General features: G+C 73.3%; 8 protein-coding genes. 1 reads left to right on the top strand and 7 read right to left on the bottom strand.

The window, feature by feature from the left end:
• Window positions 1-85: 85 nt before the first annotated feature.
• From ACWDLG_RS43320 to ACWDLG_RS43305, 4 genes are all read right to left on the bottom strand, one after another.
• Entirely contained in the window at window positions 86-5,344 is a 5,259-nt protein-coding gene (locus ACWDLG_RS43320; protein ID WP_449931224.1) for a non-ribosomal peptide synthetase/MFS transporter, read from the bottom strand.
• Complete coding sequence (locus ACWDLG_RS43315; RefSeq protein ID WP_449931222.1) at window positions 5,341-10,167, bottom strand: amino acid adenylation domain-containing protein; 4,827 nt, start codon at window positions 10,165-10,167, stop codon at window positions 5,341-5,343. The genes ACWDLG_RS43320 and ACWDLG_RS43315 overlap by 4 nt, the downstream gene beginning before the upstream one ends.
• Before the next feature lie 333 nt (window positions 10,168-10,500).
• Window positions 10,501-10,878 carry a cupin domain-containing protein gene (locus ACWDLG_RS43310; RefSeq protein WP_449931220.1) on the bottom strand — a complete coding sequence of 126 codons (378 nt, stop codon included), beginning with the start codon at window positions 10,876-10,878 and terminating at the stop codon, window positions 10,501-10,503.
• Window positions 10,878-11,252, bottom strand: coding sequence for a cupin domain-containing protein (locus ACWDLG_RS43305; RefSeq protein WP_354916429.1), 375 nt, complete (start codon window positions 11,250-11,252; stop codon window positions 10,878-10,880). The genes ACWDLG_RS43310 and ACWDLG_RS43305 overlap by 1 nt, the downstream gene beginning before the upstream one ends.
• Before the next feature lie 72 nt (window positions 11,253-11,324).
• Between ACWDLG_RS43305 and ACWDLG_RS43300 the strand changes: the two genes are divergently transcribed.
• Window positions 11,325-11,774 carry a MarR family winged helix-turn-helix transcriptional regulator gene (locus tag ACWDLG_RS43300; RefSeq protein WP_354916431.1) on the top strand — a complete coding sequence of 150 codons (450 nt, stop codon included), beginning with the start codon at window positions 11,325-11,327 and terminating at the stop codon, window positions 11,772-11,774.
• Here the strand turns inward: ACWDLG_RS43300 and ACWDLG_RS43295 are convergent.
• The 3 genes from ACWDLG_RS43295 to ACWDLG_RS43285 all read right to left on the bottom strand — a co-directional run bounded on the left by ACWDLG_RS43295 (window position 11,765) and on the right by ACWDLG_RS43285 (window position 14,304).
• On the bottom strand, window positions 11,765-13,057 hold the full coding sequence (locus ACWDLG_RS43295) for a nucleobase:cation symporter-2 family protein (RefSeq protein ID WP_449931218.1): 1,293 nt from the start codon (window positions 13,055-13,057) through the stop codon (window positions 11,765-11,767). The genes ACWDLG_RS43300 and ACWDLG_RS43295 overlap by 10 nt on opposite strands.
• A gap of 137 nt (window positions 13,058-13,194) precedes the next feature.
• Window positions 13,195-13,365: a hypothetical protein gene (locus tag ACWDLG_RS43290; protein WP_354916437.1), complete on the bottom strand. Its 171-nt coding sequence runs from the start codon at window positions 13,363-13,365 to the stop codon at window positions 13,195-13,197.
• A gap of 543 nt (window positions 13,366-13,908) precedes the next feature.
• A complete protein-coding gene (locus ACWDLG_RS43285) occupies window positions 13,909-14,304 on the bottom strand; it encodes a hypothetical protein (RefSeq protein ID WP_354916439.1) in 396 nt (131 codons plus the stop codon).
• Window positions 14,305-14,327 lie beyond the last annotated feature (23 nt).

Below are 14,327 nucleotides of genomic sequence, written 5' to 3'. Positions count from 1 at the left end.
GGCTAGGGTCCGGGAGGGGGTTGAGAACCGAGGATCGGGTCCGGGAGGGGTAGAAGTCCGGCGGTTGGGATTCCGGGCGGGTCGGTCAGGCCGCGCGCAGGGAGCGGTCGGCCTCGGCCTGGACGGCGTCGAGCGAGTCGGCGATCTCGGCACCGGCCACCGCGTCGGGCAGATCGTCCTCCATCCGGCGCAGCGGGCGGTACCAGAGCCCGAGCGCCCCCCACAGCACCAGCAGCGCACCGGTGGCCGCCAGCAGGAGCCCGATGCCACGGCCGGGTCCCACGCCGGCGATCGTGCCGACGACGGTGTCGGCGAGCGCTCCACCCGGCTCCAGCAGCGGGGCGAAGAACGCGGTCAGCGGCGGCGCCGTCAGGAAGGCCAGCGGCGTCATCGACACGGCCAGCATCTGGTTGGTGGCCAGCACGCGTCCCTGGAGCTCCAGGCCCACCTTCATCTGGATGAGCGCCATCCAGTGGGTGTTCAGGATGCTGAGGCACACCCACGACACCAGGCCGCCGATCGCCGCCAGCACGACGGAGGGCCGCAGCCCGATCAGCAGCACGCCGAGGCCGAAGCCGCTGACGAAGCCGACCATGCCGATCGCCCTGCGGGAGGTGCCGCCCCAGAACACCATCACCACGCCGCCGAGCACGGCGCCGAGGCCCTGGGCGGCGGTGACGGTGCCGACCGCGGTCACGTCGCCGAACGACAGCAACGTGGGGACGGTGACCGCCAGCGCCAGCATGCCGAGGTAGTTCTCGACGGTGAAGAACGCGATCATGATCATGAGCGGGCGGCGCCGTACGAGGAAGCGCCAGCCGCCCACGATCGACTGGGCGAAGCTCTCCTCCAGCCGGCGGAAGAGCCGGTCGGGGAAGCGGACGGCCAGCAGCGTCGCCAGGCCGATCAGGAACGTGACGATGTCGATCGCCACCACGCCGTGCAGGCCGAACAGCGTGACCAGCGCCGCGCCCGCCATTGGCGCCAGCAGCATGCCGAGCCCGGTGCCGAGGTTGGCGAGGGCGTTGGCCTGCATCAGGTACGGCTTGGGCACCAGCTGGGCGACCGCCGCCAGGTAGGCGGGCCGGTGGAAGGCGGTGACCAGGGACAGCGTCCCCGATATGACGCCGACCTGCCAGATCCGCAGGTCGCCGAGCCACAGCAGCAGCACCAGCGCGGTGGTCGCCACGGCCGAGACCGCGTCGCACGCCAGCATGACCAGCCTGCGGTCGATCCGGTCGGCGACCGCGCCGCCCAGCGGGGCGGCCAGCAGGGCGGGCAGTACGGCCAGCATCGTCACCAGCGCGTAGTCGGCGACGCGCCCGCTGCTCTGGTAGGCCCACACGCCCAGTGCGAACGAGGTGAGCGCGCTGCCCAGCAGCGAGGCCGTCTGCCCGGCGGCGACGGTGTAGAAGCGGCGCAGGTCCCTGCGCGCGTCGGCACCGGTGACCCCGGCGTCGTCGGCGGGCGCGGGCAGGTCGCCGGCCGACCAGGCCGACAGGTGGCGGTCGATGTGGGCGGCGACCTGGTCGGCCTGGTGCTTGAGGAAGTAGTGGCCCGCCTTGGGGATGACCGCCAGCGCGACCCGGTCGGCGAAGGCGCCCCACTCCCGGTAGCGCTCCTGGTAGAGCTCGGTGGCTCGGTCGCGCTCGCCGATCAGGCACAGCACGGGCGCCTGCAGCCTGCGTGGCGCGGCCAGTTCCCCGGTGAACCAGGCGGTGGCCTCCTCCACGTCGTGCCGCAGGGCGCGGATCATGAGGTCGACGTCGGCCGCGTCCTCCTCCAGCCCGAGCGTGCGCAGGAAGTCGCGCTGCGAGCGGTCGGAGCTCCACCGCGAGGAGGGGAAGCGGCGGTTCCACCACGCCGACAGCCTGCCGGGAAGCCGGGCGTCGGGGAAGCTGCCGCCGAGGAACAGCCCGGCGACGGGCACGCCCGCCTCCTCCAGCCGTAACGCGACCTCCGTGGCGGGGGCCGAGCCGACGCAGTGGCCGTACACGACGACCTGCTCGCTGCGCGGCAGCTCCGCCAGGATGGCGTCGACCAGCTCGGGCAGCGGCAGCATGGGCTCGTCTGGCCGGGCGGGGTCGTGTCCCGGCAGCTCGACCGCCAGGACGGCGGTGCCGGCGTCCCGTTCGGCCAGCGCGGTCGCCAGGGGCCCGTAGGCGGCGGCCGAGCCGCCGCCGTAGGGGATGCAGAGCACGGTACGGCGGGCCGTGGCGGGCCCGGCGAGCCGGTGCAGGATCCCCGCCTCACCCGCGTCGGCGGACAGGTAGGCGGCCAGCTCCCTGATCGTGGGCCTGGTGAACAGGTCGATGACGCGCAGCGAGGGGTCGATGTCCCTGACGGCGCGGACCGCCTTGAAGGAGTCGCCGCCGAGGGCGAAGAAGTCGTCGTCGACGCCGAAGTCGTCGGTGCCGAGGACCTGCGCCCACGAGGCGGCCACTCTCAGCTCGGCCGGCGTGCTCGGCGGGATCCGCTCGCCAGCCGCGGCCACCTCCGGCATCGGCAGCGCGGCCCTGTTGACCTTGCCGATCGGCGTGAGCGGGAGGCTGTCGAGGACCACGATGGCGGGCGGCACCATGTACTCCGGCAGCCGCTCGCGCAGGCCCGCCCTGATCGCGGCCGGGTCGGCGGTGGCGGGCGCCACCCAGGCGGCCAGCCGCCGGTTGTGGGCCTCGCCGATCGGCAGCACGACCGCCTCCGCCACCCCCGGCTGGTCCTGGAGCGCGGCCTTGACCTCGCCCAGCTCGACCCGGAAGCCGCGGATCTTGACCTGGTCGTCGACGCGGCCGAGGAACTCCATCATGCCGCCGGCGTCGAGCCTGACCCGGTCGCCGGTGCGGTAGACGCGCTCGCCCGCGTGCTGGACGAACCTGTCGGCCGTCAGCTCGGGACGGCCCAGGTAGCCGCGCGCCAGGCTGGGCCCGCCGATCCAGAGCTCACCGGGCACGCCACGGGGCAGCGGCCGTCCCGCGGGGTCGACCACGTAGCAGGTGACGTCGGCCAGGGGTGTGCCCAGGGGGACGACGGCCGAGCCCGTCGGCGTGTCCGGTGCCACGCAGGCCAGCACGGACACCGTCGTCTCGGTGGGGCCGCAGTGGATCTGTAGCTCCAGGCCCGGCTTGGCGGCCCTGATGCGCTCGGCCAGCTCCCAGGAGGTCGCCTCGCCGGCGAGGATCAGCACCTTCTCCGGAAGCATCGCGGCCAGGTCGCCGTGCGCCGCCAGGAGCTCCAGATGGCTCGGCACCATCTTGATGACGTCGATGGGATGCGCCGCCAGGTAGGCGCTGTAGGCCTCGGGGTCGGTGGCGGTGTCCTGGTCGACCAGGTGGACGGTGGCCCCTGCGACGATCCCGCCGAGCAGGCAGGTCAGGACCAGGTCGGCGGCGAAGGTCGAGACGACGCCGTAGGAGCGGTACTCGCCGGTCAGGCGCTCGGCCACCGCGAGCAGGAAGTGGACGATGGCCCGGTGCTCGACGGCCGTGCCCTTGGGACGTCCGGTGGAGCCCGAGGTGAACAGCACGTAGGCGAGGTCCTCGGGCGAGACGGTCACCTCGGGCGGGGTGTCCGGCAGGTCCTGCGCCAGGACGTCCTCCAGCACCAGCGCGCCCGCGATCCTGGGCGCCAGGTCACGGTCGGCGAGCACCAGGCGGGTCTCGCCGCTGGAGACCATGTAGGCCAGCCGCTCGTCGGGAGAGGCGGGTTCGAGCGGCAGGTAGGCCGCTCCCGCCTTCAGCACGCCGAGGATGGCGGGGATGAGGGGGGCGCGCCGGTCGAGCAGCAGCCCGACCACGTCGTCGCGGCCGACGCCCTCGGCGATCAGCCGGTGGGCGATCCTGTTGGCCTGCCGGTCCACCTCGGCGTAGGTCAGCCCGCCCACCGCGACGGCGTCGGGGGTGCGGGCCACGTGCTCCTCGAACAGCCGGTGGAGCGGCCGTGACAGGTCGTAGTCGCGCTTCGGCCCGGCGGCCAGCGGCCCGGTGACCGGTTCGAGCGGTACGGCGCCCGCCGGCGCGTCGAGGTCGGCGAGCATGCCGTCCAGGAGCGTGACGTACCATCCCGCCATCCTGCGGGCGGTGTCCTCGTCGAACAGGTCGCGGCGGAAGGTCAGCGATCCGACGTAGGAGTCGCCCGCGTTGTTCAGCGCCAGGTTGAGGTCGTACTTGGCGGTGCGCAGCGGCGGCTCGAACACCTCCGCTTCCAGGCCAGGGAAGCGCGGCGGGGTGGCGGGGGAGTCCACCACGTTGAGCACCGCCTGGAAGATCGGCGTGGTGGCCAGGTTGCGGTCGGGGTTGACCTGCTCGACCACCCGCTCGAACGGCGTCTCCCGGTGCGCGAACGCCTCGAGCGCCACGTCGCGGGTACGGGACAGCAACTCCCGTCCCGTCGGGCCGCCGGACCTGTCGACGCGCATGACCAGCGTGTTGACGAAGCAGCCCAGCATCCGCTCGGTGTCGGGATGCAGCCGGCCCGCCTCCAGCACGCCGACGGGCACGTCGTCGGTGGCCGAGACGCGGCCGAGCAGCTCCTGCCAGACCGCCAGCAGCACCATGAACGGCGTGCATCCGGTCTCGGCGGCCACCCGCCTGATCACCGCCGCGTCGACGCGCAACGGGATCTCGCCCGCCGACCAGTCGGCCACCGACGGACGCGGCCGGTCGGTGGGCAGGTCGAGCACCGGTTCGAGACCCGCCAGGCGCTCCACCCACCAGGTCGCGTCCGGCTCCGGCCGTCCGGCCAGCCACTCAGCGTAGTCGGCGTACCTGACCCGCGGCGGCTCGGGCGGCTCGGCCAGGCCGAGCCGCGCGGTGTAGAGGGCGGCCAGCTCGCTGATCGCCAGGTCGCGCGACCAGGCGTCGAAGGCGACGTGGTGGACGGTCAGCAGCAGCACGTGCTCGTCCTCGCCGCCGGCGAACAGCGTGGCCCTGGTCGGCGGTTCGGATTCGAGCCGGAAGGGCCGGTAGGCCTCCGTCTCCAATGCCGTGTCCAATGCCGTCTCCAGGTCGGCGTGCTCGCCGGCGAGCCCGATGGGCACCCGGTCGGCGGGGACGACCGTGGTGCCGTCCTTGCCGACCAGGGTGCGCAGCACCTCATGCCGTTCCACCAGGTCCCTGACCGCGTCGAGCAGGGCGCTCGTGTCGAGCGGGCCGCGCAGCCGTACCGCGGTGGGCACGTTGTAGGCGGCCCGCTCGTCCAGCTGCGACAGGAACCACAGCCGCGCCTGGGCGGGCGACAGCGGCGCGGGCCCCTCGCCGGTCCTGGCGGGGATCCCCGGCTCGGCCCGCGCCACCGTACGGCGGGCGGCGGCCAGGCGCTCCGCGAGGCGGTCCTGGAGCTCGGTCACTGTCCCGCCTCCATGTCCGCGATGAGCAACTCCTCCACGGCGGCGGCGAAGCCGGCCAGCGTCGGGTGCTCGAACAGCAGCCGGACGGGCACCTGGAGCGCGAGAGCCTCCATGAGCCTGCCGGTGACCAGCGTCGCGGCCACCGAGTGACCGCCGAGGGCGAAGAAGTCGTCGTCGGCGCTGACGGCGCCGAGGTTCAGCACCGCCTGCCAGACGTCGGCGACCAGGAGCTCCGCCTGCGAGGCCGGCGCGACGTACTCCCTTCCGGCGTCGTGATCGGGTTTGGGCAGCGCCGCCCGGTCGAGCTTGCCGGAGGAGGTGGTGGGCAGGGCCGCCACGCGGATCCACTGGCGGGGCACCATGTAGTCCGGCAGGCGCGCCCGCAACGACTCCCGCAGCTCGGCGTCGGTGGGTATGTCGCCGCCGTCGACGAGGTAGCCGACGAGCCGGTCGTCGTGGACCGTCACGGCCGCGTCGGGCACGAGCTCGCGCAGCGCCGTCTCGATCTCGCCCAGCTCGATGCGGTGACCGCGGACCTTCACCTGCTGGTCGCGGCGGCCGAGGAAGTCGAGCGTGCCGTCCGGCCGCCAGCGCACCAGGTCGCCGGTGCGGTAGCGGCCGCCGGTGAAGGCGGGGGAGCGCAGGCCGCGGTAGCCGCGCGCCACGCCGGCGCCGCCGATCCACAGCTCGCCCTGCATGCCCGGCGGCACCAGGCGGCCGGCCTGGTCGAGGACCTGGACGTCCTCGCCGGGCAGCGGGCCGCCGATGGACACGCTGTCGCCGACCGGCGCGGTCAGCAGCGTCATCGTGGAGTAGATCGTGGTCTCGGTGGGGCCGTAGGAGTTCCACATCTCGCCGACCCTGGCCAGCAGGTCGCCGGCGAGCACCGGGTCGAGCACCTCGCCGATGCTGATCGCGCGGACGCGCGACCCGCCCTTCCAGCCCGCGGCCACCAGCATGCGCAGCGTGGTCGGCGTCGCGGTGAACAGCGTGACCCCCGACTCGTCGATCCTGCGGGCGATCGCGTGGCCGTCGACGGCGTCGTCCCTGCCGAGCAGCTCGATCCGCAGGCCGCAGGCCAGCCCGGCCCACAGGTCGAAGCCGAAGACGTCGAAGGAGAACGGTGTCAGGCCGAGCATGACGTCGTCCGGCCGGACGCCGGGGGTGACCCGCATGGCGGCGACGAACGCGGCCAGGTTCGCGTGCGTGACCTCCACGCCCTTGGGCCGGCCGGTCGAGCCCGAGGTGTAGAGGACGTAGGCCAGGTCGTCGGGGCCCGGCAGGCCCGCGTGGCCGGCGTCCTCGGGAAGGCCGGCCAGATCGAGCACGCGCGCCTCACCCGCCACCTCGCGGGCCACGGCCAGCGCCTCGCCCGCCGACACGATCGTCGTGACACCCGCGTCGTCCAGCTGGTAGCGCAGCCGCTCGGCGGGCTGGTCGGGCTCGACGGGCACGTAGGCGGCGCCCGCGCGGGCCACGCCGAGCAGCGCGGCGGGCAGGAAGCGGTCGCGCGGCAGGCACACGCCCACGGTGGCGCCCGCGGCCTCGGCGCCCAGCGCGCCGGCGATCCGGCCGGACAGCGCGGCCAACTCGCTGTAGGTGAGCGTCCCCTCGTCGTCCACCACGGCGGCGGCGTGGGGCTGCCGGGCGGCCTGCTCGAGGACGGCATGCGCCACCGTCGGCGGCACGTCCTCGGGCAGCGGCGCCCCCGTGCCCCACTGCCTCAGCAGCTGTCGCTCCTCGGCGGTGACCAGCTCGAAAGCCGACAGCGGCAGGTCGGGGCCGTCCAGGAGGGTGTCGAGCAGCCGCATCAGCCGGTCGGCGAACGCCTCGGCCGCCGCCCGCCCGACCAGGTCGAGGTCGTACTCGAGCTGCACCTCCACGCCGTCCACCGTGGTGTTGACGAACACGGTGAGCGGCGCCTGCGCGCCGCCGCCGCTCAGCTCGCCGAGCAGCTCGACGGTCAGGCCGCCGCCGGTGGCGGTGACCGGCACGTTCGGCGGCTGGAGCGACAGGACGACAGGGGTGAGCAGGGAGCCGCGCGGGCGCTCGATGCCGGAGACGGCCAGGCGCTCCTGCGGGGACAGGCCCAGGTGGTCCAGCGAGCGGGCGGTCGCGGCGGCGGTGCGCGCGACGGCCTGCCGTACGGGGAGGTCGGGGTCGAGCCTGACACGCACGGGCAGCACGTCCACCAGAGGGCCGACCAGCGACTCCAGGTCGGGATGGGCGCGGTCGGCGACGGCCGCGCCGAGCAGCACGTCGGGCCGGTCGGTCTGGGCGGCGACGAGCAGGCCGAGCGCGGTGAAGTACACCGCGAACGGCGTGGTGCCCGTCGCGGCGGCCAGGTCGTGCACGGCCGCCACGGTCCGCGCGGGGACGGGACGGGTCAGCCGCGTGCCGCGGAACCTGCTCGGCCCGCCGCCGGCGCGCCCGGCCAGCTCGTACGGCGGCGCCGCCCCCGCCAGCTCCTCGGCCCAGAACGCGCGCAGCGGCTCGAGGTCGACCTCCTTCTCCATGAGGGCCACGTCACCCACCTGGACGGGCGGCTGCCCGGCCGCGCCGGTGAGGGCGGCCAGGAGCGTGGCGTTCGACCAGCCGTCGTAGGCGATGTGGTCGGTGACGACGACGAGCTCGGCCGTGGAGTCGTCCTGCCACTGCAGCCAGGCGCGCAGCAGCGGGACCTCGGCCGACAGGTCGAAGCCGTGGGTGATGTCGGGCTCGCCGTCCTCCTCGAACGGGACGGGCGCCGGCGGGCGGACCTCGGCGACCGGCTCGCCGTCCTCACCCATGACGATCACGCTGCGCAGGACCTCGTGGTCACGCACCAGCCCGTCGAGGGCCGCCCTCACGGGTGCGGCGTCGGTGAGCCCGGCCAGGCGCAGCCGGAAGGCGAGGGTGGTGGCGTTGCGGGTGTGGCTCACCTCGCGCAGGAGCCACATGCCGTGCTGGGCGGCGGTCAGCGGGTAGCGGGTCGCGCCGTGGTGGCGCACCAGGGCGGCCGCGCCGGTCGACCGCTCGGCCACCTCGACGAGCGGGGCCAGCTCGGCGATCGTGGGACGGCCGAGGAAGGCGGTCAGGACCACGCGGGCGCCGAGGTCGCGCTCGATCATCGCGCAGACGCGGGCGGCGGCGAGGGAGTGGCCGCCCAGGTCGGTGAAGTGGTCGTGGACGCCCACCCGCTCGACGCCGAGGACCGTGCCGATGATGTCGGCCAGGCGCCGCTCGGTGTCGGTGGAGGGGGCGGTGTACTCGCCGCGAGCGGCGGTGAGGTCGGCGGCCGGGAGCGCGGCCCTGTCGATCTTGCCGGTGGGGCCGAGGGGGAGACGGTCCATGACCGTGATGCGGGTGGGCACCATGTAGTCGGGCAGGCGGTCGCGCAGCCACTGCCGGAGCTCGACCTCGGTGAGAGATCCCGGTGCCGCGCCGGGCGCCGGCTCGACGTAGGCGACCAGGCGGCGGACGTCGTTGCGGTCGGTCTGGGTGAGGACGGCCGCGTGGTTGACCGACGGGTGGCGGACCAGCGCCGCCTGCACCTCGCCGAGCTCGATCCTGAAGCCGGCCACCTTCACCTGGTCGTCGTTGCGTCCCAGGTACACGTAGCGCGCGCCCTGCCCGTCCGGCCCGGCCTGCTCGTCCTGGCTGCTTCGACCGGGCTCGCGCCGGACGAGGTCGCCGGTCCGGTAGTGGCGCACGCCCTCGGCGTCCACGACGAAGCGTTCGGCGGTCAGGTCGGGGCGGTTCAGGTATCCCCGCCCGACCAGCGGCCCGGCCACCCACAGCTCGCCGGGCTCGCCGTCGCCCAGCGGCTCGCCCCGCTCGTCGCGGACCGACAGGATCGAGCCCGCGTAGGGGCCGCCGATGGTCGGCTCGGCCGTGTCGTCGCGGGTGATCTCGGCCGAGGTGCAGGTGACGGTGCACTCCGTCGGGCCGTACACGTTGACGACGCGGCGCACGCCGGGGTTGGCGTAGAAGCGGTCGACCAGCGCCCTGGTGAGCGCCTCGCCACCGGCGATGACCGTGCGGACGTTCGGCGGGAGCGGCTCGTTGAGCAGGGCGGTGAGGGCGGACGGCGCGCCGTACAGGGCGCGCACCTCGTCACGGGCCGGCAGCGACGGCAGCGACAGCACGGTGTCGGCGACGATCACCGTGCCGCCGGCGATGAGCGGCATGAACATCTGGGTGATGCTCGGGTCGAAGCAGACGGAGGTGGCGAAGAGCATGCCGTGGAGTTCGTCGGCGTAGACGCCGGTCTCCCACGTGAGCAGGGCCATCGCGTTGCGGTGCTCGATGACCACGCCCTTGGGCCGGCCGGTCGAGCCCGAGGTGTAGATCACGTAGGCGACGTCCGAGCCGTCGCCGGTCTCCGCCGGGCCGGGTAAGGCCGCGCCCTCACCGGTCGTGCCCTCGACGGCCGCGCCCTCGACGGCGGTGAGTGTGTCGAGCAGGAGCGGGGCGGCGCCCGACGAGCGCAGCACCGCCTCCTGCCTGCGGGCGACGGGTGTCGAGGTGATCAGCTGTGCCATCTCGGCGTCGGCGGCGATGAACTCCAGCCGGTCGGCGGGGTAGGCGGGGTCGAGCGGGACATAGATCGCCCCCGCCTTCCACACCCCGAGGACGGCGGCGAGCAGTCCTTCGTCCCTGTCGAGGCACACGCCCACCGAATCTCCGCGCCCCGTTCCCCGGCGGCGCAGTTCGGCGGCGACCAGTTCGGCCCGTTCGTCCAGTTCGGCATAGGTGAGGCGGGTGGTGCCCGCCACCACCGCGGTGCGCTCAGGAGTGCGTCGCACCTGCGCGGCGAATGCCTCGTGAACTCGTTCGATCACCAAGGGATCTCCCCCAGCAAGAGTGCCTGTTTTTCCGGGGCACACATTTGCACCGTGCGGGAGGGTTCGGGGTATATGACACGTTTCGTTACCAGAACGATGATCTTGTCAGAAGTTAAGAAAGTTTCCTCTGACTGCGTGCGGTAAAAACTTTACCTACGGATGGTCATCCCTCCATGTCGCGCTGTATTCGCGACCGGCCGGGCCTGCGGTGTGGCGGCGTGTTCGCCGATGTCGGAGGCCGTTTTGTGGCCCCGGGGCGAGTTCCGGTCATGGCCCGTCCGTTCTCGACGCCCAACCGTACGGGCTCGGTTTCCGAGAGTCAGGGGCCATTCACTGCGCCCATGGTGGGATGAAGGGCTCCATTCCCGGCATGATGGCCCGGCCGCCGACGGGCAGCACCGCGACGAGTTCGGCGGGCTCGCCGTACGGGTTGCCCAGGGCGAACGGTGTGTGCGGCGGCACGATCAGCGCGTCGCCGGCGGTGAGCGCATGCGCCTCATCCGCCACGGTCGCGCGCACGCCGCCGGACAGCACGACGAAGATCTCCTCCCTGTCGACCATGTGGACGTTGTCCTCGGGCGCGCCCGAGGCGATCGTGAAGCGCCAGGCGCAGGTCTCTCGCGCGCCCCTGCTGGGCGCCGCCAGGCCGGTGGCGGTGACGTGGGGGACGGTGAAGGTGGGCGCGTCTGCGCCGCGGACGACGGTCATCACACCGCCGCCGGCGGGACGAGGGTGGTGCCGTCGGCCAGCGTGGCCAGGGCGCCGACGGGCAGTGCGACGATCAGCTCCATCGGTTCGGCGTGCGGGTTGCCCAGGCCGAACCGGACGCCCGCCGGCACCACGATCGCGTCGCCCGAGGTGATGGTGTGCTCGGTCCCGTCGAGGCGCGCCACGCCGCTGCCCGCGATGACGACCAGGACTTCCTCGCGGTCGAAGGAGTGCTCGTTCGGTTCGGTGCCCGGCGCGACCGTGGTGCGCCAGACGCAGGTCTCCGACGCGCCCCGGCTCGGCGCCGCCAGGCCGGTGAAGCGGGTGGTGCCGATGGTGTAAACGGGAGCGTCCGCTCCGCTCACGATGGGCATGGGTGGTATCCTTTCCGCAGATCTACAACCAAGGTGTTCAACCATGGTTGTATATCCGAGGAGGGGTTGTCAATGGATTTCGGTGTGCTGCTCGGGCTCGCCTTCAACCAGTTCGTCGCCGAGCTCCACGAGCACCTGGCCGAACACGGGTTCACCGACCTGCGGCCCACGTTCGGCTACGCGTTCAAGGTGCTGGCGGTGGAGCCCACCACGACCAGCGGGCTCGCCGCCAAGCTGCAGATCACCCCGCAGGGCGCCGCCAAGACGGTCGAGGAGATGGTGGCCGCCGGATACGTCGAACGGGTCGCCGACCCCGCCGACGGGCGGGTGAAGATGCTGCACCTCACCGGCGCCGCCCGCGCGCTGATGGCGACCGCGCACGACTTTCACGTGGACTTCGAGCGGCGGATGGCCGCCGAGCTGGGCGAGGCCGAGGTGGCGACGCTGCGCGAGGTGCTCGGCGCGGTGGTGGCGCGCAGTGACTCGCCCGACGGCCTGGCCCGCACGCTGCGTCAGCTCTGAGGGGCCACCTTCCTGCCGGTGTGGTTGAAGAGCAGGTTGAGCAGGATGACCGCGACACAACCGGCGCTGATGCCGCTGTGCATGATGATCTGGAACCAGTGGGGGAACCTGTCGTAGATCCCCTCGGCACCCAGCGGCACCAGCGCGATGCCGATCGACACCGCCACGACGAGCAGGTTGGAGTTGCCGGCGAAGCTCACCCTCGACAGCGTGCGGATGCCCGTGGCGGCGACCGTGCCGAACATCGCCAGCCCCGCCCCGCCGAGCACCGCGGACGGCACCGCGGCCACGATGGCGCCGAGCATCGGGAACAACCCGAGCAGCACCAGGATGCCGCCGGCCGCCGCGACCACCCAGCGGCTCCGCACGCCCGTCAGGCCGACCAGGCCGACGTTCTGCGCGAAGGCGGTGTAGGGGAAGGTGTTGAAGACGCCGCCGAGCGCCGTCGACAGGCCGTCGGCGCGCAGGCCGTCGGCCAGCCGCCCCGGCCGCAGTTCCGACTCGGTGATCTCGGCCACCGCGATAAAGTCGCCCGTCGTCTCCGTCATCGACACCAGCATCACGATGGTCATCGAGACGATGGCGGCCGCCTCGAAGGTGGGCATCCCGAAGTGGAACGGCGTGCTGACGCCGAGCAGGCCGGCCTGCCCGACATGGGAGAAGTCGGTGAACCCGAACGGGATGGCGGCCAGCGTGCCGATCACGATCCCCAGCAGCACGGCGATGCGCGCCAGCGCGGGCGGGGCGAACCGGTGGAGGGCGATGACGAGCGCCAGGACGCCCGCGGCGAGCGCGATGTTGCGCGGCTCGCCGTACGTCGGAGCGCCCGCGCCTCCCGCCGCCCACGTGGCGGCCACCGGCAGCAGCGAGATCCCGATGATCGTGATGACCGTGCCGGTCACCAGCGGCGGGAAGAAGCGCAGCAGCCTGCTGAAGAACGGCGCGATCGCCACCACCAGCAGTCCTGAGACGATCACGGCTCCGTAGATCGCGGGCAGCCCGCCGCCGGTCGTGCCGATGAGCACCATGGGCGTGACGGCGGCGAAGGTGCAGCCCTGCATGATCGGCAGGCGGACGCCGAAGCGCCACACACCCACGCACTGGATCAGCGTGGCGATGCCGGAGACGAGCAGGTCGGCGTTGATGAGGTAGGCGAGGTCCGCGGGCGGGAGCTTCATCGCGCCGCCGACGATGAGGGGCACCGCGACCGCTCCCGCGTACATCGCGAGCACGTGCTGCAGGCCGAGGGCGGCGGTCTGGGGGAGGGGTAAGCGTTGGTCCACCGGGTGTGTCATGTGGCGCTCCGGAGGTCGGGGGGATGCGGCCAGTACATCAACCGCGTGTCTCCCGCGCGCGTCCCCCGCTCACGAAACTCGGGCCCGTGAACCGTGGCGGTTTTGGAGGATCCTCCAGCGCGTTCCTACCGGGGACCGGCCAGGCCCTGGGCGGTGCCGTGCGGGCGGCCGGTGTCGGCGGCCGCCGCGGTCAGCCGGAGCGCCCCGAACACCAAAGCGCCCACGAGGAGCAGGAACAGGATCACCCCGATCACCACCAGGTGCCGGCGCGGTTTCGGCGGCGGGCCGTAGACCACCGGCGGGAGCTCGTCCGGCGTGTACGGCAGGCGGACCGTCCCCGGCCCCTCGAAGGCCGACTGCCCCGGCGGCCCGGCAGGCGAGCCCGGACGCGGCCCCGCGGGCGGCCCGGGATGAGGCCCGGTGGACGGCGGCCCGGCATGGGGCCCGGTATGAGGCCCGGTATGAGGCCCGGCGTGCGGCCCCGTGGGCGGGCCGACATGAGGGCCGGTGGACGGCGGCGCGGCATAGGGCCCGGGATGCGGGCCGGCGTGCGGTCCCGTGGGTGGCCCGGCGTGTGGTCCTGTGGGTGGCGGGGCGGGCGGTCTCGCCGGAGGCTGGACCGGCAGCGGCTGGCCCGGCTGCGGACGCCGGATGCGGACCGTGTGGTCGGGATCGCCCTCTGACGTCATGCATCCCCCCGCGAACCTCGACGATCTCTCCCGCTGAATATAGCCAGCGGTCCCACATCGCGATACCGATCCGGCATTGCTCGCATGCCACGAATTCTGGTGACAGGAGCGGAGGGCGGGCACGGCGACCCGGCCATGCGGGGGCGGGGACTAGCGGGTGGGCCACTGACCGGGCGGGGGCGGCTGCTGCCAGCCCGGCGCCTGCTGCTGGTACGGCTCGCGCTGCGGTGGGGTGCGGCGGGCGACCACGCCGGCGATCAGCAGACCGGTGCCGATCACGCCGACCATCATGAACACGAACCCGGCCACGGCGTTCACCAGCGCGAACATCTCGTAGCCGGCCGACTCGACGACCGCGGGGAGCAGGACCTGCCATACCCCTTGCAGGATGGCGCCCAGCAGCAGCAAGACGCAGCCGGTCAGGCCGAACGTGGCCGCCCTGCCGTGCTCGCCCCTGGCGCGGGCGGTCAGCACGATGCCGACGACGGAGAGGATCAGCGACGGGATGATGAACAGGAGCCCCATGAAGGCGTTGCCGATGCTCATAAGCCGTGGATGCTACGGCATCA

This window comes from Nonomuraea sp. NPDC003727, from assembly GCF_053586935.1.
The sequence above is the reverse complement of the archived record's forward strand: the minus strand, read 5'-3'. Positions and strand labels throughout refer to the sequence as shown.

Bases quoted from the DNA above. Each gene is read 5' to 3' on its own strand.
- ACWDLG_RS43285 (WP_354916439.1), bottom strand. From the start codon at position 14,304: ATGAGCATCGGCAACGCCTTCATGGGGCTCCTGTTCATCATCCCGTCG.
- ACWDLG_RS43305 (WP_354916429.1), bottom strand. From the start codon at position 11,252: ATGCCCATCGTGAGCGGAGCGGACGCTCCCGTTTACACCATCGGCACC.
- ACWDLG_RS43310 (WP_449931220.1), bottom strand. From the start codon at position 10,878: ATGACCGTCGTCCGCGGCGCAGACGCGCCCACCTTCACCGTCCCCCAC.
- ACWDLG_RS43300 (WP_354916431.1), top strand. From the start codon at position 11,325: ATGGATTTCGGTGTGCTGCTCGGGCTCGCCTTCAACCAGTTCGTCGCC.